Origin of the sequence: Peribacillus sp. NPDC097224 (assembly GCF_044761985.1) — a bacterium.
GTDB lineage: Bacteria > Bacillota > Bacilli > Bacillales > DSM-1321 > Peribacillus.
This window is the reverse complement of sequence record NZ_JBIWDK010000002.1, coordinates 380,690-402,994: the sequence shown is the minus strand read 5'-3', so window position 1 is coordinate 402,994 and position 22,305 is coordinate 380,690. Positions and strand designations below refer to the sequence as shown.

At 39.5% G+C, this 22,305-nt stretch carries 10 protein-coding genes and 1 pseudogene; 7 read left to right on the top strand and 4 right to left on the bottom strand.

The features are described from left to right. Positions 1 to 394: 394 nt before the first annotated feature. From ACIQXR_RS05405 to ACIQXR_RS05390, 4 genes and pseudogenes are all read left to right on the top strand, one after another. Positions 395 to 3,778 (top strand): hypothetical protein, encoded by a 3,384-nt coding sequence (locus tag ACIQXR_RS05405; protein WP_403079679.1) that lies wholly within the window; start codon positions 395 to 397, stop codon positions 3,776 to 3,778. Between the two features lie 230 nt (positions 3,779 to 4,008). Beyond that, complete coding sequence (locus tag ACIQXR_RS05400; protein ID WP_403079678.1) at positions 4,009 to 4,206, top strand: hypothetical protein; 198 nt, start codon at positions 4,009 to 4,011, stop codon at positions 4,204 to 4,206. After that, a pseudogene (locus ACIQXR_RS05395) lies at positions 4,206 to 4,328 on the top strand (JAB domain-containing protein); the annotation flags it as partial. The gene ACIQXR_RS05400 and the pseudogene ACIQXR_RS05395, both read left to right, overlap by 1 nt. A 2,012-nt stretch (positions 4,329 to 6,340) precedes the next feature. Beyond that, positions 6,341 to 9,292: a hypothetical protein gene (locus ACIQXR_RS05390; protein ID WP_403079676.1), complete on the top strand. Its 2,952-nt coding sequence runs from the start codon at positions 6,341 to 6,343 to the stop codon at positions 9,290 to 9,292. Positions 9,293 to 9,777: 485 nt separating this feature from the next. Here the strand turns inward: ACIQXR_RS05390 and ACIQXR_RS05385 are convergent, their stop codons facing one another. Continuing rightward, positions 9,778 to 10,506, bottom strand: a complete 729-nt coding sequence (locus ACIQXR_RS05385; RefSeq protein ID WP_403079673.1) for an SH3 domain-containing protein — start codon at positions 10,504 to 10,506, stop codon at positions 9,778 to 9,780. Between the two features lie 371 nt (positions 10,507 to 10,877). On the opposite strand from ACIQXR_RS05385, the gene ACIQXR_RS05380 reads away from it, so the two are divergent. The 3 genes from ACIQXR_RS05380 to ACIQXR_RS05370 all read left to right on the top strand — a co-directional run bounded on the left by ACIQXR_RS05380 (position 10,878) and on the right by ACIQXR_RS05370 (position 16,387). After that, complete coding sequence (locus tag ACIQXR_RS05380) at positions 10,878 to 13,073, top strand: bifunctional glycosyltransferase/CDP-glycerol:glycerophosphate glycerophosphotransferase (protein WP_403079671.1); 2,196 nt, start codon at positions 10,878 to 10,880, stop codon at positions 13,071 to 13,073. A 106-nt stretch (positions 13,074 to 13,179) separates the two neighbouring features. Next, positions 13,180 to 14,985, top strand: coding sequence for a SpoIID/LytB domain-containing protein (locus ACIQXR_RS05375; RefSeq protein ID WP_403079669.1), 1,806 nt, complete (start codon positions 13,180 to 13,182; stop codon positions 14,983 to 14,985). 187 nt (positions 14,986 to 15,172) lie between these two features. Next, positions 15,173 to 16,387, top strand: a complete 1,215-nt coding sequence (locus ACIQXR_RS05370; RefSeq protein WP_403079667.1) for a right-handed parallel beta-helix repeat-containing protein — start codon at positions 15,173 to 15,175, stop codon at positions 16,385 to 16,387. Between the two features lie 49 nt (positions 16,388 to 16,436). Here ACIQXR_RS05370 and ACIQXR_RS05365 read toward each other — a convergent pair whose 3' ends face one another. The 3 genes from ACIQXR_RS05365 to ACIQXR_RS05355 form a co-directional block, all read right to left on the bottom strand. Continuing rightward, positions 16,437 to 17,012, bottom strand: coding sequence for an undecaprenyl-diphosphatase (locus ACIQXR_RS05365; protein ID WP_403079665.1), 576 nt, complete (start codon positions 17,010 to 17,012; stop codon positions 16,437 to 16,439). A 116-nt stretch (positions 17,013 to 17,128) separates the two neighbouring features. Beyond that, positions 17,129 to 18,550, bottom strand: coding sequence for an alkaline phosphatase (locus ACIQXR_RS05360; protein ID WP_403079663.1), 1,422 nt, complete (start codon positions 18,548 to 18,550; stop codon positions 17,129 to 17,131). An 88-nt stretch (positions 18,551 to 18,638) separates the two neighbouring features. Next, positions 18,639 to 22,232: a YhgE/Pip family protein gene (locus tag ACIQXR_RS05355; RefSeq protein WP_403079662.1), complete on the bottom strand. Its 3,594-nt coding sequence runs from the start codon at positions 22,230 to 22,232 to the stop codon at positions 18,639 to 18,641. Between the last annotated feature and the right edge of the window lie 73 nt (positions 22,233 to 22,305).

The window sequence follows — 22,305 nt, the reverse complement described above, 5'->3', positions numbered from 1 at the left end:
TTTAGTAAATTGGTAGGTTAATAACTATAAGAATGTGTAGTAGTAAAAATGGTATATGAAAGCATTAATAGCTATATTTTATAACATTTAATGTATTATAAATGAAATAATGTAAGATAATTGTAATTTAAATTCCAAAAAATATATAAAAAAAGGTAGAAATTATAAATTAATTGTATTATTATAGATTAGCAAGGATGATTTGGTAATTAGTTAAATATTTTCCTTGTAGATTAATAGAACTATTTATTTGGGTTTCTGGCCAATGGTAGTCTTAAAGTTTTAGTTAATTAGAACTAATACAGTTTGTTTCGTAAGCCGCTGGATATTTGCTCTATTTGGGGAGTCGTACCAAGCGCACTACTTTAGATATTGAAAGGGAGTATTTTCTAACATGGGAAAAAAGAAAGCAATTAAATTAGCAACGGCAACTGCAATTGCCGCATCAGCATTCGTAGCAGTAGCACCAACACAATCAGAGGCAGCAACTAGCTCGGTTGACAAAGCGATCACAAAAGCAACTAAACAAATGGCGAAAGCTTATGATACTTATCATAAATCCGCTAAAAACGGTGAACTTCCTGCAACAGGAACAATCAGAAACCAGACGGCTCTTGCTAAAGACTACTATGACAAAGCTAAAGCCGAAATTGCTAAAAATGGTGGAAGCAAAGCGAAAAAAACGGCTTACACTAAACAATTGGACGGTAAAAAATACTTCCTTGATCGCGCTCAAGCATATGTAAATGCTGTGAACACAAACCTTAAGCCAGCACAAACTAACTTCACTAAAGCTGTTGAAGCTGGAAAAGCGAAACAAGTTCTAGTTGCTCAAACAGTATTGAACAAAGATATCGCTAGCTTCGAAGGTAAAGTAGCTAAAATCTACGGCCCGGATGCTCGTAACTTGCTACTTAAAAAATATGCTGCTCCAGCTCAAAAATTAGCTGATTCTGTAAACGACGAAATGAAAGTTTACAATGCATACAAACAAATCGAAAACGGCTTCCTTATCGAGAAAGACGTTAAAAAAGCTGGAGAACTAATCGAAAGCGTTAAAGCTGAAGTTACAAAACTAAAAGCTAAAAACACAAAATTAGCTAAATCCCTTCTTGCAGCTGTAGAGAAAAACAACGCAGCTTACGAAAAAGCCAATAGCCCTGCTGTAAGCAAAATCACTGCAGTTAACGCTACAACTGTTGAATTAACTTACAAAGAAAAAATGAAAGACGTTGAAGCTAAAGACTTCTCAATCGAAGGATTAACAGTTACTAACGCTGTTGTAAAACAAACAGATGACAAAACTGTCATTCTTACAACTTCTACTCAAGAAGGTGGAAAAGAATACACAGTCAAATCTGGAGAAGAAAAACTTGGCTTATTTAAAGGGATTTCTGCAGTTATTCCAACTGCGGTTAAAGTAACTACTCCTTCTATCCAAGGAACAATTGGTAAAGAAGTAACGGTTAAAGCTACTGTAACAGTTCCGGAAGGCCAATCTAAAGCTGGTATTCCTGTAACAATCAATATTCCATCAACAAATTCTTTAAATCCTGTAATCACTGATGAGGTTTATACTAATGCAAATGGTGAAGCAGTCTACTCTTACACTCGTTACAGTGCAATTAATGATAACGTAATAGTATATGCTACAGGAGATCGTTCTAAATCCTCAACAGCAAAAGTATACTTTGTTGAATCTTTAGCAGTTTCTGAGATAACTGCCGGAAATACTCTTCCTAACAATACTAAAAAGTCTTATAAAGTTACTGGTGATGCTTTAACATCATATTATGTAGCTATTAAGGAAAATAATAATGTAACTCCAGATAAAGTAAATAAAGTAGATGTTTTAGATAGATATGGTAACTGGAAAACTCCTTATTCATTAACTACTGGTGATGTTTCATATGTTGAAATTTTCACTGATAAAGATGGTGAGGCAACATTTACTGTAACTGGTGCGGATACTTCAGTAACTCCAGTTGTTTATGAAGCCACTGCAAGTAATAAAAAATATGCAGCAACAGATTTACAAGTAGCCGCTCCTACTGTGACATTCTCACTTCAGAATGCTCTACAATTAGCAGTTAAAGCTGAAGGTGAACAATATTCTGCTCAATATTCTGTGAATCCATTAGGAAAAGATCCAGAGACCACTGGTTTGGGCGGTAGAGATTATACTGTGACAGTAACAGACAAAAATGGTAAATTGGCGACTGAAGGTACTATAGCACATGTATTCTTTGAAACTGGAAATATTAAAAATGCTGATAAAGTTTTCGTAGTATCAGGTAAAAATATTTATGCTTCTACTGCTGTTGTTCCTGTAATAGTAGGTAAAGACGGAAAAGCTAGTTTCCGGGTATTAGGTGACGGAGTAGATACTTTTGCTAAACCAACAGTATTCTTAAATACCGCTGGAAGTACGACAACACCTGTACTTGATAAAACAGATGTTCAAACTGTTGCTGAAACAACTTACTTCACAGCTGCTAAAGTTAAAAATGCAGTTTTAACTGTATCGAAAGCTAGCACTACTGTGAATACTGATGCAACAATTACTTACCAATCTCAAGATCAAAATGGTTTCCCTTATTCTCCAGGACCAGCATATGACCTAACATTCGATGTTACTTCAACATTTGGTGATGTTACGGTTAAAGATGTAAATGGAGACGTTTTAGAAGTAACTCAAAATCTTGGTACTACTAAAACTTATAAGGTAAAAGCAGACGTAACTGGTAAAGCAGTAATTAAAGTGAATTCTGCATCACAAGATACAGTAAGTGTTAACGTTTCTGGAGCAAATGGAATCTTGCCACTTAAAGCTGCAACTGTGCAATTCGCTGGTCAAGCTTCAACACTTGATCGCATAAATGCTGCAACAACAAAAGCAGAAATCCTTGCCGCATTAGAAGCATCAAATTTAACTCCAGCATTTATCAAAGCGACTAATAAACCTGCAATTGTTGACCATATCTTAGAGAAACGTCCAGCCGGTGGATATACTCAAACTGTATTTGAAACTGAATATAAAACAGTTTATAGAACAACTGGAACAACTGGTCGGGTAACTGTAAGTGACGCTACAAATAAAATAACTCTTGAAGATGCTGACTTAACTGGTACTACGGCTCAAGTTAAAGCAACCGGCACTGGAGGAATAAAAACCATTACATTAAACCGTGTAGCTGCAGGCAAATATGAATCTAAGGAAACAGCTTTAACAGACTTAGCTTTAAATGTTGACTATACTATTACTTATGTGGATGAACTTAATAGTAGCGGGGCTACCGTAAACATTACTGGAAATAAAACTCTTAAAGTAACTCCTCTTGAAAGAACAGATGTAGATGCACCAACAATTAAAGGGAATCCAACTGTAACTGCGGGTGTTGTAACTGTAGGATTAACAGAAGGTTTACACTTTATCTATAATGATGCTGTTACACCTTTAGTTCCAGGTGTAGGAACGTCTGTGCCGTATAAAGAAGCATTCAAAGTAGTCGGAACAGATAACTTAACTGCAAACATTATTAAACAAGCAGAATATTTTGCACCGACTGCACCGACTACTAGTGATGCGAAGTTTGTAATAACATTTGATGATAGCAAAGCGGCATTACTAGCATCTAAAACATTTACAGTTGAGTTTGACTTACCTGCTAGTTGGTTACCTTTAACTGATGCAGCTGGTAATAATTTCAACTCTACTGCTAAATATGAAGTTAAATTTAATTCAGTTGGTGAAGCAGTAGAAATTACTAAAAAGTAATAGTTTGTTAGTTATAAACATAAGGGTGCTAGTAACCAATTCGTAAACTAATAATGGCATCTAAATGGGCCCTGTAGAGATCAAAATCTCTATGGGGCTTTTCATTTTCATTAGAACCGAATCAAGTAGAAAGATAAACTTATATTATATAAGTGAAGTGTATGTAATATAATCTACCAAATCCTAACTCTTTCATGGAGTTAGGGCTATTTTTATTGAGGAGGAAGTATATGAGAGTTTATGGTATGCAGCCAATTAACCAATCAGAGATTTTAGAAGGAGGAGTGGCAATGAGGATACAGCCAGCTAAACGAATAGACATTGTTCGGGTCAAGTTTGTAAAGGAATTTAGCATATTGTATAGAAATCGAAGGATATCTGCTCTATCGGATGCGTATGAACTTGCAAAAGAGTTTATGGAGGTTTAGATAGAGAAGTAACTAAGAGGCTGAGAGAAGCAGGGAAAATCATAGGCATTTACTTATTAGATCATCTCATCACTGAGAATAGGTGGTATATTTCTCTTGGAAAAAAGGGTTATCTGTCATGACCAGAGGGAGGAACTGGTTTTGTAAGACTCTTCTACATGAATTTGGTCTACTAGTTGAATCAAATGAAATAAGTGCCTAAGCGTATGAACTCTATCATCAGGAATAGAGGACTGTTAATAAAAGCTGAAATTCTTACTGAATTACCTAATCTAATCCATTGTTTTATGATACTTTGGCTTATGAACCAGAAGAAAATGAATGGCTAGGTATGATTGGTGTGAATCCAGAATCTAGAAAATAGTTGTTGCAGGTTATACTGCTAAACGGTAAGCAGGTATTTACTAACAAAACACAGGAGGAAAATTAACATGAGTATCTTTCATAAATCCGTAGAAATGGTGAAAAGACTTATCGGAGAGTGAATAAAAGCAACGGGTTTTTACGAGGATCAAGTGCTAACTAAAAGAAGAAGTAATTTAGAGTTGTTAGACGAATGAGGCGTTCATTGAAATTGATAAAGGACAGATTGAACGATCTATATCTTGTATAAATAATATCCACCAAAGAGAGATTGTCCAAAATTACATCGACTATCTGGAGCGTTTGGTAGAATCTTTGGAACAAGTTCACGACATAAGTTATGGGAACTCGCTACAAAAATAATATTGCTTGGAATGCTAAAAGATAAATCAATCATTCCCATATAAATGAGCTTATTTTGATTGATTAAAACTCACGACATACTGAAAGGGGGTAAGGTAAATGTGGTTGAAAATTATCGTTCCCGTGTTCGTTGCGGAGGTAGTGCGAGAATTAACTAAAGATAAATAAAGAAGAAATAGGTGCTCATTAATGAAAAATTGTCTGATCATCGATAGTAGTAAAATCTAAGAGTCATGGATGCAAATCAAGCATTCATGGCTCTTTTTCATTAGGAGAAAATGCGTATAGTGAACTGGTCCAATCATTTCAACAGTTTCTACGGGAAAAGAGTGCTGATGAATCACAAAAAGAGGAAGAAGTAACTCTATTACGAATTTTATATGTTTTGAATTAGGACAAAAACATACATGATAATTACAAAAAATATTTAATTATAAAAAATGTATATAAATGTATATAGTGGTAATTAAAGTATACCTTTATAATAAAAATTTGGAAAAAGGTTAATAATTTGGTTATAAAATATTATTACTATTTTCTTGCAAATATGTTTGATTTATCTTAGGTATTTTATAATTTATATTAAATGATGTTTTAACTTGGGAATCAATGGGGAAGTAACTGTAATGGTGGATAATATTTACACATTTGTAACTAGTGCTCAATTACTTAATGGAGATGGGGTGGGTAGATTTAAAATGTAACAGTGGTAATGAAAACTCTATATAAAAAAGTAGAATGATTTATTTATTTGTATAGGAAATGACTCTTTCATTATGAAATCTTTTATAGAAAACTACCGTAAATGTTACAGAATAATGTCTAAGATTAAACAGATGAATAAGCAGATGAAAAATTAGCGAGCGTTTGTTCTACTTCGATGGTGGCTTATCTATTACTCTAGGTTGTAAAAATGACCGGAGTCTTAAGGACTACACAGGTTTTTTTAACTTTCAAATAACCAAAAGACACCTTCCCTTAGACCTTAATAAGTTACTTGTTTTACCATTGTATTATACTAGAAAAATAAATAAAAAATGGTAATTGATAAGGTAATTAATTCAATTTATGTTACTTAAAATCAAAAAAAGCTAAAAAAATGGTTACAAATTCTAATTTTAATGTATAATGAAGCTACAAAAGGATAAAGGAGGAAGATAAATTCTAATATATGGGCATGGAGGCTCTATGCGAATATACGGAAGTTTATAGGACTTATTTCCTATTCCAAGATAGTATATATAGCAAATTACTTATGACCGATGTATCAGTAGAGTGTTCTGGTAACCATCCTGTACGGATGCCCATTCGATTCTAACAATCTAATTTTACTGATCGCACTTATATAGTTTTAACAACTAAACAACCTACTACAATCTATGATTCCGAAAGGGGAAACATTAATAACATGAAAAAACAAGCAATCAAAATTACAACAGCAGCAGCAATTGCCGCTTCAGCATTCGTAGCAGTAGCACCAACACAATCAGAGGCAGCAACGAGCTCAGTTGACAAAGCCATTACAAAAGCAACGAACCAAATGGCAAAAGCGTATGATACGTACCATAAAGCAGCTAAGAACGAAGGCAAGCTTCCTGCAACTGGAACAATCAGAAACCAAGTGAAATTGGCTAATGATTACTATGCTGCAGCAACAAAAGAAATTGCTAAAAACGGCGGAAGCAAAACGAAACAAGCTGCTTACACGAAAACATTAAATGAGAAAAAATACTTCCTTGAACGCGCTGAAGCATACTTAGCAGCTGTTAACACAAACCTTAACCCAGCTAAAAATGCATTCATTGAAGCTGTTGAAGGCGGAAAACAAAAAACTGTTTTAGCTGCACAAAAAGCATATAACGATGCAATTAAAGGATTCGAAGCAAAAGTAGACAAAATCTACGGACCGGATGCTCGTAATCTTTTAAAAGAAAAATATGCTGAACCAGCTCACAAACTAGCTGACTCTGTAAACGATGAAATGAAAGTTTACAATGCTTACAAAGACATTGAACAAAAAGATCTTATCGAAAAAGACCTTGAAGCTGCATACGAAACAATTCAAAGTGTGAAAGATCAAACAGCTAAAATTGCAAAATTAGACACTAAATTAGCTGAAAACATCACAAAAGCAGTTGAGAAAAACAACACTGCATTCGAAAAGGCTGTTAAGGCTACAGTCGCAATCGAAGGTATCACCGACGGAGAAACAACTGAAGAAGAAACAAAAACAATCACTGTTAAAGCTACAAAAGGCTCTGACATTAAAGTAACACTTAATGGAAAAGCAGTAGCAGCTAACGAAAACGGATCTTATACTCTTAAACTAGAAGAAGGATCAAACAAAGTTGCAGTTGAATCAACTGTTTATGGCGTGAAAACGGAGTTAAATAAAGAAATCACTTCTAACCAAACTCCAAAGGTTAAGAATGTAAGTGCGATTAACGCTTCACAAATTGAAGTTGAATTTAACAAACCAGTTCTTGAGTCAGATGTAATAGATGCTTCTGGCAACCTTAAAAACATTACATTGACAGCTGAAACTGTTGATGGTGTTAGAGCTACAACTCCTGGAACACTTAAAGCTGAACTATCTACTGATGGTAAATCTTTAACATTAACTACAGCGGCAGGCAAGGAATTTAAAGGAACGTATACAGTTGAAATTGCTAAAAATACTGTTAAGACTACAAAAGATGGTTCGTACTTCACTAAATATGAAGGTACAGTAGTTGCTAAAGATACTACACGTCCAACTTTTAAAGGTTTAACTTACAATGCTGCTGGCACTATAGCTTACCTTGAATTCAGCGAACCAGTTGCTACAATTGATACAGATTTCAGCTTAACAAGTGTAAAACGTGCTGATGGAACTGAATTAAATGCAGCAACAATTGCCGGCTTTACAGATGCCGATTTCTCAAATCATGCTACTAAACGTAATGTGATTCAGGTTAATCTTTCTGATATCGATGTGGCGGACGCTAACAAAGCAATTAACCTTAACTTTGTAGGTTTAAAAGATGAGGCTGGAAACCTAGTATCACCAAATCCAGTATCTGTATCAGTTACTAAAGATGTGACAGTTAAAGCTCAAGCTGCAATTACATCTGTAAAACGTGTATCTGCAACTAAACTTGAAGTAGCTTTTGATAAAGAGTTACAAACTGCACCGTCTGTTACTATTGATGGTGGTACTCCTACTACAGCAACTGTTACAGCAGATGCTAAAGTGTATGAAGTTACTTTAACAGCTGGTGAACAAGCTTTATCAGGTCTTAAGGACGTATCAATTACATCATGGGATGCTTACAATACAGCGGGTGCTATAACTACACCTGTTACTAAAATTGTTGATTTCTCAATTGAAAGAACAGCTCCAACTGTTACATCAACTTCATTAACAGAAATTAGTGGCGTTGATTACCTAGTTGTTAACTTTGATGAGGAAGTTACTTTAGCTGACCTAGCTGCTGGTACATTGACTGGTACTGTTTCTAAACCAAACGGCGATTTAGATGTAATTCCAACTTTAGCATTTGATGCACCAACATTCCATAATGCATCATTGACTGCAACTAAATCAAAATCCGTTAAAATTGACTTATCTACTTTAAAAAATGCTGGTGCAGCATATACACTGGCTCCTGGAACTTATAATGTAGAAGTATCTGCTGGTATTGCTAAAGATTCTTTCGGGAATGCAAATGCGAAAAAAGAAACAGCATTTACTATAAACACATCTACACTTAAATTACCTGCACCAACAAGTGTAGCTTCTAAAACTGGTAAACCAGGTGTTGTAGTAGTTTCATTTGCAAATAAAGTAGATGTAGCATCTGCTCAAACTGCATCTAACTACTCAATTGAAGGTGCTACTATTGAAAGTGCAAAAGTGGTAACTAACACTGGTTCAGGAGCAACTGTAGAATTATCGATTGCTGCTGGAACAATCAGTCATGAAGGCGTACGTCAAGTAACAGTTAAAAATGTAAAAGGTTTTGCTGATAGCTTCACAGCTATGAATAATTACACTGCAATCAAATCTTTTGATGAGAACGTAGCTCCTAAATTGGAATCTTCAACGGCTGTTAAGTTAACTGCTACTAATACAATTGTAGTAGATTTTGATGAAGATTTACTTGACACTTCTGTTGGAAATGACTTTGATGTATACCAAAATGGTACAAAAGTGGCTTCTACTAGTGCTCTAGATACTGACACATCTAAAGTTGTTATTACACTTACAACACCTGTTACTTCTACTTCAGGACTAGTTGTAAAAGCTGCTTCTACTATCGATTTGACAGATGCTAAGCATAACGGTGTAGTATTCTCAGATACTGCGGTTTCTAACTAATCTAAATAATGATACTGCTGATCAGTAACTGTTGCTCAGTAATTGATGAAATAAGAGGATGGTACCTGTGTCACCACGGAAATGGAGAGTTTTAGTTTGCTTCTATTTCTGGGCCTTTGAAAAGCTCTGTGGAGAGAAAATCTCTGCAGGGCTTTTCTTTTTTTTTGTAAGGACCGAGCCAAACAAAAAAGAAGCAAGCTGATGAACAGCATTATGCAAAGACTACATAGCAATGATTGCTATGAATTAAATTTCTTTTCTAATTAGAAAGTAGTTGTACAAACATAATCAACTTTGGTATTAAAAAGAGGTGTCATTTCATCTCTAATTGAAGGTTTTATAAACAAAAAACTTAAAGCTATATAACTATAGTTACCAATAAATACAAAAAGATGATCCCGGTTGATTACAGGGATCATCTTTTTAAGTTATTTAGGTCTTTATAAAATGTCCTTAACAAGGGGAACCGTTATTTGAAAGATTACTCACCAGCGTGTATCGTATACTTTCCATTTTGCTTTCGAACTAGATTTTGAGAAATAGACTTTTTGCTCAACGTTTGTGTACATATCATCTGGATAGTATTTTTGAGAAACCAATAAATATTCTTTGTCTTTTTTCTTATAGTATTTGACTTTCACTGGGTAAGCTCTTTCATAGGCTTTGGCTTCATCCCAAATGAATCCATACATAATATAGTAATATGGAAAATCCGTTGGTATCGGTGCATAGAGTGTGTTTCCAGATTTATCTTTTCCAGATTCCCAAAAATCATATTTAATAAATTTATTAATAAAAGCATCTGTAAAGGATGGTGATAACTTGGCTTTAATCTGTTTTTTGGTATAAGCCTTATCAAGGCTATTCTGTAATCTTATCGCCTTGTCGGCGATCTTTTTAGCTTCTTTTTTTGACATTGTTTTATAGTAGCGTAAGTAGTCATTAGAGGTGTAGCGTGACTTCCCTTTGTAGTTGAATTTTGCCCAGCCACTTTTTACGGAAATAACTTTGATTTTATCTTTATTGTACAATTTTCCAATGGACTTGTACCTATTGCCTGGACCACTTCTGACATTTAAATACCCTGATTTTATATCAACGTATGCCGTTTTTCCACTAGTTGCTTGTGCCTCTGACCAAGGGGCGAGTGTAAATACTGAAGCCAAAAATAAGGAGAGTATAATAAAGATTTTTAATGATTTATATGTTTTCATTTGTTCCTCCTTGGTAAAAATACCAATTAATATAAGTACATAGTACTACTATATATGGTGGGTGTAAATAACTATTTTAGTATTATTTACATAATCATTCTAGAGTTTAAGGATAAAGGTATTTGAGAGATACAGAATACAAGAAAAAATAGGGAAGGGTAAAGTGCATTACATAGGATTGTATCCTTTGTTGATATTCAAAAAGATAAAAAAGAGCACTAATATGGCGTGAGGAATTGAAAACATTTTCTAGAACATTCACTCTTTTAAACCCAAATATTGTCACACCGAAACCCAAAATCTCATTTTATTGTATAATGAACCTACCTATTTAAATTTAGGGAAAAAAGTGTACCTAAGGGGTTTAAAAAATGAAAAAAGTATCGGTCATAATTGCTGTATATAATACGGAAGAGTTTTTAGTGGAATGTTTAGATTCTGTAGTGAATCAGACGTATAGGAATCTTGAAATTATATTGATTAATGATGGGTCGACTGACCAATCTACTGCGATTCTGAATGAAGTGGCGAGACGGGATGAGCGGGTCATTTGTATCCATAATGAAGGGAGCAAAGGTGTAGGGGCAGCCCGGAATCTTGGTTTGGACCAGGCGACGGGGGATTTTGTCTATTTTCTTGATAGTGATGATTTCATTGCGCTTGAAACGATTGGCCGTTTGGTCGAGAATATTGGCGAGTATGAAATGCTTACGGGTAAGCGGATTCGTTTGAAGAATAAGGAAGATAGCAAGATTGATAATATGGTCGGCGAAGAAGTGGACGATGGCATGGAAATCGAAGAAGGGGAAGAGAAGGTAGAGGATGCTCAAGTCCATTTGGGTAGAGGGGTCCAACGGACATTCCGTGGGATGTCTGCCCTGCATATCCTTTTTTCTCATGATTTCATCAAAAAGAACCAGCTTCGTTTTTCAGAGAAAGTCGATTGCTATTCCGATTTAGCTTTCATTACGCCAGTCATCAAAAAATTGGATACCTTCCCGTTCCTGACGCGCTGTTACTACTTTAAGCGCCGGCGTAATGACCCCATTTCCAACCCTGCTTTGATGCAGTTGGATCGGGAGAAGAAGGTCTCGGACTTTTTGCTGATCTATAATCATCTTCAAGATCTATATGGCACCGACGAACGGGTCTCTTCTTATTTGGATTGGCTATTTTTGAATATATACCGCAAGCAGGTCATCATGATCTTTTCTGATAACAACCGGATTGGTGAATTATTCAATGAACTGGCAACGGCTGTGGAAAAGGTGGATCTTTCAAAGACAAAGAAACTGAATGTCGTGGTCAAACGAGAATTGAAGCTGTTGCAGGAAAGAAAAACCGATTCGTATAAAAAACTGATTGGCTTCCACCATTTTGCGCGCAATACGAAACGTGCCGTGAAAGGCAGACAGAAGTTGTACATTCAATTATACCGTTCTGTCTTCATGAACAAGCCATTAAAAGAAAAGACGATTGTATTTGAAAGTTTCCTAGGAAAAAACTATTCGGACAGTCCGAAGTATATCTACGAATATATGGTGAAGAACAACCTGGATTATGAATATGTATGGATATTTAATGAACCAGGGAAAGAACTGCCTGGCAATGCGAAACAGGTGAAGCGGTTCAGCTTGGCCTATTACTATTATTTGGCGACAGCTAAGTATTGGGTGAGCAATTCCCGTCTGCCGCTTAAATTGAACAAGCGTGAAGGCAATGTCTATTTGCAGACATGGCACGGGACACCATTGAAGAAGCTGGTATTTGATATGAATGATATCTATTCGGCGAACCCGAATTATAAGAAGCATTTCTTTAATCAATCGAGACGTTGGGATTATTTGATCTCCCCCAACCAGTATTCGTCTGACATTTTCAGGAGCGCCTTTAAGTATGAGAAAGATATGCTGGAATTCGGCTATCCGCGAAATGATATTCTCTACCAGAATGATAACGAAGAGTATATCTCCAGTTTAAAAGAAAGACTTCATATTCCGCGGGATAAAAAGGTGATTCTCTACGCCCCGACTTGGCGTGACGATGAGTTTTATGAACCGGGAAAATACAAGTTTGCCCTGAAGATGGACCTTAAGAAAATGAGGGAGCAGTTGGGTGATGACTATGTGGTCTTACTGCGTATGCATTACTTTATCGCGGATGATATCGATACGGAGGGCATGGACGGGTTTGTCTATAACTTCTCGAAATACGATGACATTGCTGAACTCTACCTGATTTCCGACCTATTGATCACGGACTATTCTTCCGTTTTCTTCGATTATGCGAATCTGAAACGGCCGATTTTGTTCTTCACTTATGATTTGGAGAAATATCGGGATACATTGCGGGGCTTCTATATTGATATCGAAACAGAGGTGCCAGGCCCGTTAGTGAAAAACACGGAAGAAATCATTGATGCCGTGACGAATATCGAACAAGTGAAAGTAGAGTATCAAGATATTTATGATGAGTTCTATGCAAAATATTGTGCATGGGATAATGGGAAAGCTGCTGAGAATGTGGTGAAAACCGTATTTGGCACGGATGTGAAAAAACTTAATTAAGGTAAATTTGTCGGTTTCCTTTTTCCTCTTAGAATTCTGCCTGAACTGCCGATAGTATGACTATAGGAATCTTTTAACTTAGAAACTAGTATAGGAATGAGGCTGAATGAAGATGAGAGGTTTGAAGTATATATGCATGGCTTTCTTTATCCTATTCACTGCATTTCCCGCGCATGAAGCAGCGGCAGCGGAAAAGTCTACAGAGATGAAAGTGAAACTGAAAAATTACTTGGGCAACCAAACTACTGTGACAATCATGGCTACAGGGGACTATCAAATGCCTGATGGAAAAGACTTCATCAAAAGCGGCGAAGAGCTGACCGTTAAGGTGGAGTCAGGTAAGCTAGCAATCTACAAGCTTGCCAAAAAGATCGGGACATATGACTCGTTTACCGTGATGCCGGTTAATGAAGCGTCTCTTCTTAATGTAAATAACCGTCCATACCCGGGATCAATGGAGTTTATGGTTGAAGGGGGTTATATACGTCCCATCAACCATGTTCATATTGAGGAGTATGTAAAGGGTGTCGTACCAAGGGAAATGCCGGCACTCTGGCATATCGAGGCCTTGAAAGCCCAAACGATCGCAGCGCGCACCTATGCTCTTCGTTACCAATCTACCGTGATTGATGATACGGTTTCTTATCAGGTATATGGGGGAGCCGACGGTCATCCCCATTCTAATTTGGCGGCAGAACAGACCAAGGGGCTTGTCATCAAGCATGATGGAAAGTTGATTGAAGCGCTATTTTCCTCGAGTAATGGCGGGATGACGGAATTGAATTCTAACGTTTGGACCAATGGCGAGCCTCTCGACTATCTGGCCATTAAAGTGGATCCATTTGATTCGAAAACAAGGTGGTCCATTGAGTTGGATAAACAGCAAATCAATCTTTCCGATAAGGATTTGTCGAAGCCGGCAGATTGGTGGACAAGCGTGAAAGAGAAAGATACCACGGTTGTCCCGAATTTGAAAATATGGCTTCAACGTAATGGCTATAGCAAGAAGGACATGAAGATCACCGATATTCCCGTTTTATCCGTATCGGATAAAACGAGTGGAGGACGGGTCACGAAAGGTTCCATCCAACTGAATTTCCTTGTGAGGGATATCGTAACGGATACGGGGGAATTGGTGCCTCAAACACTTATCCTCACGAATGTTGCCGCTTCGAAAATCCGTGAGATGGTGGGAACGGACAAGATGAAGAGCTACCTAGCGTTGGATTCGAAACAAGCGAATCCTGACAAGATTGTGTTGGAAGGGCTAGGCTTTGGTCATGGCGTGGGAATGAGCCAATATGGCGCGAGAAATAGGGCGGAAGCCGGGCAAACGTATCAAGAGATTATCGGGTTTTATTACCCGAACACGACGATCGTGAGGGAATATAGTGACGGGGGGGCCGGACCTGCAGCAGAGCCTGTCGTGAATAAGGATACCGCCGCTCCGAAAATCACAAACATCCTTACATCGGGGAATTATAGCACCGAAAAGGCGAGCATTTCCTATAACCTAAACGAGGCCGCGGTCGTTACGGTCCAAGTCGCGGACAGCAAGGGGAAAGTGGTAGCGACCCCGACCAAAGGTAAATCGCTACGAAAAGGTGATCAATCGGCTACGTGGAACTTTGCGAATGTCACCAACGGTACGTATACAGCAACCATCACCGCGATTGATGGAAGCAATAACAAGAAGTCAGTCTCTACAAAAATCACCGTCAAGAAAACAACGGGAAACGTGACAGCTACGGTTTTGAACATGCGGGAGAAGACGAACACAACTTCCAAAATCGTCGGCCAGCTTAAGAAAAACCAAACCGTTACCATACTAGCCCAACAAGGGAACTGGTATAAGGTGAAACAAGGAAACAAAAGTGGGTATGTTTCCAAGGCTTATATAAAAAAATCATAAGATGTGACACCATCCATTCAACTGGATGGTGTCTTTTTATTCATTTTTATAGAATTAAATGGAATATTTGTGGTCATATATGCTTATTTCATCAAGAAAAGTGATATTATAGGTAAAGTGTAAAAAAAATCCTTTGTTAATCAAAGGGATTTTTAGGGAAAAGCATATAAAAAGGGGAGTTAGCATCATGAGGAAAAAAGTTAGGTTAGTGTGTATCGCCGTTATGTTATTGATCAGTGGAGGATTACCGATGCATTCGGCAGTGGCGGCTTCCAAACCGACCTATACCATATCACCGGCCAGTAAAACATATAAGAATAAGATGATGAATTTTTCTACATATAACACGCATACGAAGCATTATTACCTATTGCGTTCATACCTTGAACAGCTAGAGAAAAAGGGTGGCGGAACGCTAGTTCTGAAAAAAGGGACATATACAATCAGTAATACGCTCTATGTTCCTTCGAATGTGACGATCAAGATGAAGGATGGTGTGAAGCTGGTTAAAGGAAATAAAACGGGTACGAGCCAGTTCGTTGCGGCCAAATCGATGTTCCAACTGATAAGGCCATCCAAATCTTCCAAGAAGGGGGTTTATGGTAAGCACAATGGTGAGAAGAATATATCATTTATTGGGGAAGGTCATGTAACGGTCGATATGAACTATATAAAAGATGGAATCGCCATCATCATGGGACATAACAAAAACGTCAATGTGGAGAATATCCAATTCAAGAATATGTATTCCGGCCACTTTATTGAGATGGATGCTTCGGATCATGTCATGGTCCGCAAAAATACCTTCATGGATTCCAAGGCTTCCCAGAATGTAAATAAAGAAGCCATTAACCTTGATACACCTGACAAAAGTACACAAGGCTGGAGCCAAACTTGGAGTAAGTTTGATAAAACGGCCAATAAGAACGTGACCATTGAACATAATACATTCAAAAACCTGGATCGTGCAGTGGGTACCCATAAATATTCCGAATCCAAATACCATGATAAAGTAGTGATTCAAAACAATAGAATCGAGAAAACGCGTAGCGATGCGATTCGCGTGATGAATTGGTCGAATGCCCGGATTAGGAATAATACCATCAAGAATGTGGAAAATGGCAAGGAGGACACCCGAGGTATTTTAGTCAGTGGGGCGATCAACCCAACCATTAAGAATAATACCTTTCAAAAGGTAGGGAGGACCGTCCAGTTAATGGCCTGGAAGAATTCGGGACCCGGTTCGGAATATCGGGTGACGTATAATGAACTGAATCAACAAAATAAACTAGACCTAACGAACAATGTAGCGAAGGACACAGCTGAAATGTTTATCCGGATCAATTACCAATACAATGAATTTCTTTTAAGTACCGAAAGGATTTTCCTTGTTACCAATTAGACTTTACACGAAAAACCGCCAGTGAAGGGAACTGGCGGTTTTTTGGTGATTACAATTCTTTTGATTTGGTTCGTTCTATGCTTGCTTGTGAATGAAATAGACGTTTCGTAATCGTTAAGGGAGGCACGACTTTGTAAACAATAAAGGATACGCATATACTAATCAATGCGCCGACAGTGATATCAGCAGGATAATGGACACCTACTCCTACCCGGGAAAGCGCGACTAGTACGGCTACGACCAACCATAGAAAACGGTATCGACTTTTACTGAATAACCAGAAGGTCATACAAAAGGAAAAGAAGAGGATGGTGTGATCGCTAGGAAAAGAATTATTGATATCTTTCTCTATCAATTTATTTACATCATCCAATACGGCAAATGGTTGGTAATTTGTATGAAGCTTGCTCACTAACTTGCCGACTACCTCGGCAAGAATGAATGTAAGCCCTGCACAAACGACCATGACCCGATTTCTCCCGTTTCTTGTAAAAAAGAAAAGAATAACAGCCATGGCTAAGAAGTACATGGAGTATTCTGCGAAAAATATGAACAGAGGATTCAGGTAATCATGCTCTTTGCCTAAATCATTAATCATCCTAAATAACGTGATATTCAATTCCAAAATGGTCTTTTCCTTTCTATGTAAAACTTGATATATGAATCATTATAATACATGTTCGATCCCTTTTGGCTAAAGCATGAAATATAAAAAAAACTAGGGCTGACTATGTGTCAGCCCTAATTTTGGGATAATTGTTGGCCTGGGGTAAAGGGAACGCCAGCCGCTTTGGCAATGATTTGTGAGATGTCCGTATTGTCGAGTACGCCGTCGAATGCCTCACTTCCAGGTCCGGTTGCAAAGACAGGCACCATATTGGCGGTGTGCCCTCCTGTCGAACTGGCTGCACGTATACTTCTGTCCGCTACTCCAGCTTTATAATGTTTGGCGATAGTACTGCCAATTTCCCAATCGATGCTATGCTGCGGGTAGACAAGCGTTCTATTGCTTCTTACGTGATCGATGAATTGTTGTGCCTCTTCAGGTGTAAGAGAGATATGGGCATAGTTTTTGAATGCGGAAATGACACTTTTCGGTTCAATTTTATTGTCTTTATCAAAGGTAAGCTGTTTGGCCATATATTGAGTAGATACTTTGATTTTTTTCAATGCAGCAATGTCCATCGTCTCCGATGCGGAGATTCCCATCGTTTCATGGTCAGCCAACACGACAATCAAGGTATCCTTTCTTTGTTTGGCCCATTCGACAGCTTTCTTTACCGTCTGGTCAAATTCAATCGTTTCTTTCCAAATTCCTGGATAGTCTGCGGCATGTTCCATTGAATCGATACGTGCCCCTTCCGCCATTAAAAAGAATCCGTTGTCACTTTGAGATAAGACATCAAGTGCTTTTGCCGTCATTTCGGAGAGTGTGGGCTCCTGTGAGTGGACCACTTCTCTATCCAGCTTGAAATTCATATAGGTAGGGTGGAATAGCCCTAGCAGTTTTTTAGGGTGTTGAACGGAAGCAAGTTCTTCCTTATTTGCAGTAAACGCATAACCGGCTTCTTTAAATTTGGAAACCAGGTCGACGCCATTTTGCCGTTCCTCCTCGAAATAGGAGGCGCCTCCGCCAAGAATGACGTCAATCCGGTGATCAAAGAGCTGCCGGGCGATCTGGGAACCACCTGTCCAGCGGTTTTTTACGCTGGCACCGAAAGCGGCCGGGGTGGCATCGACGACCATATTAGTGGAAATGAGCCCGACCTTTTTTCCATGTGCTTGAAAGGCATCTAGAATGCTGTCGACCTCTACTCCAGTCGAGTCAACCCCGATCGATTCGTTATTGGTCTTGATGCCAGTGGCGATGGCTGACCCTCCGGCCGCTGAATCGGTCACATAATTATTAGCGGAATAGGTGCGCATCAGGGCGACATGTTCTAACTTTTCCATATGAAGCACCCCGGATTTACCATATTCGAATTGGCGGGCAACTTCGATGGCCCCTACACCCATGCCATCGCCAATGAGCAGGATTACATTTTTGGGAGGCTTTTGAGCTTGTCCATGAATCGGGTAGGCCAGGAAAATGAGGAGGAGGGATACTAATGCTAGACCATACGGGCGTATGAATAGTTGAATGCTTCTGATTTTATTAGTCATGTGGAATCCTCCATTTGATGTATGTCTTTCTATTATTAGTAGAGATCCATAAAAAAAACCTTCCTGAATATCAGGAAGGTAAAAACTTTTATGCTGCAACATCTGCACGTTCTGAATTTCTACCGGACTTGAACCAAATAACAGCCAGGGAAAGGGCAGCGAACAAGACAAGGAATATGGCAAGAACGCTGACGCTTGACCAGAATAAATCATAGTTATTAAGAGTGATGATAGATTTAAAGCCGTTAATCGAGTACGTAAGTGGTAAGAAATTACTTAATGTTTGCAATCCTTCTGGAAGCATATGAACTGGTAAGCTTGAACCTGTTGTGGATAGCTGTAAAACCAAGAATGCAAAAGCGATGAAACGCCCGATATTTCCAGCTAAAGCCACTAGGAAGAACACGATGGCCAAGAAGGTTAAGCTGATGAATACCGAGAATAAGATTAACATGATCCCGTTTGTAAAGGTTGATTTTAAATAGAAGGAAGCGAAAACAGATGCGATGAGCGCCTGGGCTATCGCAAGCACTGCCATGTTTCTGAATTGGATCGCGTACCATCTAAATGCAGAGCCCTCTGTCACCGCTGGCAATTGTAAGTTGAAGAGACAAGCCATGACCAAAACTCCTACGAATAATGCTAACGAAAGGATATATGGAGCATTCGCATAACGGTATCCAGGGAATGTATTGATGGACTTTCCACTCAATTCCACTGGTGCCGCAAACATGGCAATGTTCTTTTCATCCGTGTTAATGGCACTTAATTTATCAGCACCGCCAGATAAGCCGGTTGTCAATGTCTTACTGCCATCTTTGATTTGTCCGACACCACCGTCTACTTGTTGGACACCATCGGATAAAGTGCCCCAACCTGTTTTCACGGTTTTCGTGCCGTCACTCACTTGCGTCATCCCGTTATCCAGTTTGTTTGCACCGATTGTAAGGTCGTTCCATCCCGCTTTCACGGTTTGGTTACCTGCAGCAAGCGTGCCCGTTCCAGCGGCAAGCTTACCGGCACCAGCAGAGAGAGTCTTCGTGCCATTAGCAAGCGTACCCGTTCCAGTAAGAAGGTCTTTACTACCTTTTGCAAGCGTGCCTGTTCCAGCGGCGAGAGTCTTCGTACCGTTAGCAAGTGTGCCCGTTCCGGCGGCAAGATCTTTACTGCCTTTTGCAAGCGTACTTGTTCCAGCAGCAAGAGTCTTCGTACCGTTAGCAAGCGTGCCTGCACCGGCGGCAAGATCTTTACTACCTTTGGCAAGTGAACCTGTTCCGGCTGCAAGGTCTTTACTACCTTTTGCAAGCGTACTTGTTCCGGCCGCAAGGGTTTTTGTCCCGTTGGCAAGCGTGCCTGCGCCAGCAGCAAGGTCTTTACTGCCACTAGCAAGTGTACTTGTTCCGGCTGCCAGGGTCTTTGTCCCGTTAGCAAGCGTGCCTGCACCAGTGGCAAGGTCTTTACTGCCTTTTGCAAGTGAATCGGTTCCTACGACAAGGTCCTTACTACCTTGAGCGAGGGTACCTGTTCCCGTTACAAGATCTTTACTTCCATTGGCAAGCGTGGTCGTTCCTGCCACAAGTTCTTTGCTTCCAGAAGCGAGTGATCCAGTCCCGGCAACCAAATCTTTACTGCCGGTTGCCAGAGCTGCAGTTCCGGCGGCAAGTGTATTCGTACCTTCTGCCAATGAACCAGTTCCTGTTACGAGTTGGCTAGCTCCGGCGGAAAGGTCACCTGCACCTTTAGCTAAGTTCTGTGTTCCTGCGTAAACTTGTTTTTGTCCTGCTACTAAGGTATTTAACCCAGTTTCTAAAGTGTTGGCCCCTGTTGAAGCATCGGCTAGCCCACCTTTTATTTGAGCAGCTCCCGATACTAAACCAGGCGTTTGGTCGGCTAATTGCCCCAATCCGCCGGCGACCTGTCGGCTTCCATCTAATAGCTCTTGGAAATCCTGACTTGCCTTAAGTTCAGGAACTTGCTCAGCAAGTTGGGCCAAGCCTGTTGCAACACTACTAGCGGCTGGAGATAATCCTTTCACCGCAGAGTTCACGCCTTCAGCACCTGTAGAAAGTCCTTTACTGCCTTCAACAAGAGTCGATAGGCCAGTATTCAACTTATTGCTTCCTGTCTCGGCAGTCGTTAAACCATCTAACACTCGTTTGGCACCATCTTGTAAAGAAGTGGCACCTGTGGCTAATTCTTTTGTACCGCTATTCAGTTTTTGGGCTCCATCGTTCACTTGGCTTGCCCCGCCCTGTAATGAAGTAGCACCAGCGTATACCGAACTGGCTCCTTCATTTAATTTTTGGGCCCCATCGTTTACTTGATTAGCGCCGCCGTTAAGAGCTTGGGCACCTGAGTTGACTTGATTGGCGCCGCCATTAAGGGCCTGGGCGCCTGTATGAACTTGATTGACGCCACCATTAAGAGCTTGAGCGCCTGAGTTGACTTGATTGGCGCCACTATTAAGAGCTTGAGCACCTGTATTCAGTTGATTGGCTCCACCATTAAGTTCTTGAGCGCCTGAATTGACTTGATTGGCACCACTATTAAGAGCTTGAGCACCTGTATTCAGTTGATTGGCTCCACCATTAACGGTTTGAGCCCCATCATTGACTTGATTGACTCCGCCATTAAGAGCTTGAGCGCCTGAGTTGACTTGATTGGCGCCACTATTAAGAGCCTGGGCACCTGTATTTAGTTGATTGGCCCCACCATTGAGGGTTTGAGCCCCATTGTTGACTTGATTGACGCCGCCGTTAAGGGCTTGAGCCCCATCATTGACTTGGTTGGCGCCGCTATTAAGAGCCTGGGCACCGGAATTGATTTGATTGGCCCCGCCGTTAAGTGTGGTTGCACCAATGTTCAATTGTTGGGCACCAGCATCTAATTTTCTAGCCCCACCATTTAAGGTCTGAGCTCCATTGTCTACCTGTTTGGCTCCATCCGCTAATTTGCCGATGTCTCCCTGTTTACCAGAAAGAGAGCTGTACATGACGCTCGTTCCAGCTTTTAATTCTGCCGCTCCACTTGCAAGTCTTGCGATGTCTGGTGCCTTTTGTTTCAAGGAATCAAGGATTTGAGCGGTACCATTTTTCAGTTCTCCGGCTCCATCATTGATTTTTTGAGAACCATTCGCCCCATCTGTGAAACCGTTTTCAATATCACCCAGTTGATTGAGCAAGCTCGTTGTATAAGTGGCGGTCACCTTATCAGCCAAGCTTTCCCGAATACGTTCTGTAGCACTTTTGGTTACTTGGGCAGCCATGAAGTGCAACCCTTCATTCTGAGTATAGATCAGTTCGGGTTTTACCGGATTTGCATCCAAGACCGTTGTTACATTCTGTGAGAAATTTTCCGGAATTTCAATGACCATGTAGTAATCGGTATTCTCTAACCCTTTTTTAGCGGTCTTTTCATCAACGAATTCCCATCCGAGGGTATCGCCAGACCGCAACTCAGCCACTAAATCATTGCCGACATTAATGGGCTTCCCGCCTGAAGTGCCACCTACATCCTTATTGACGACAGCGACAGGTAATTTGGATAAATTGTCATATGGCCCCCATTTTGCAGTTAGAATGATTGCTGCATAGATGAATGGGATTAATAAGACAGCAATGATGGCAATAATCCATCCCGTCCTATTTTGGGAGCCACCAAACTGAAATCCTGAATCTTTCATACATAACCCCCTACCTATAAAATTTTATAAAAGCTGATTGGGAGCCGTCCAATCAACTTTTATAAGTATATTC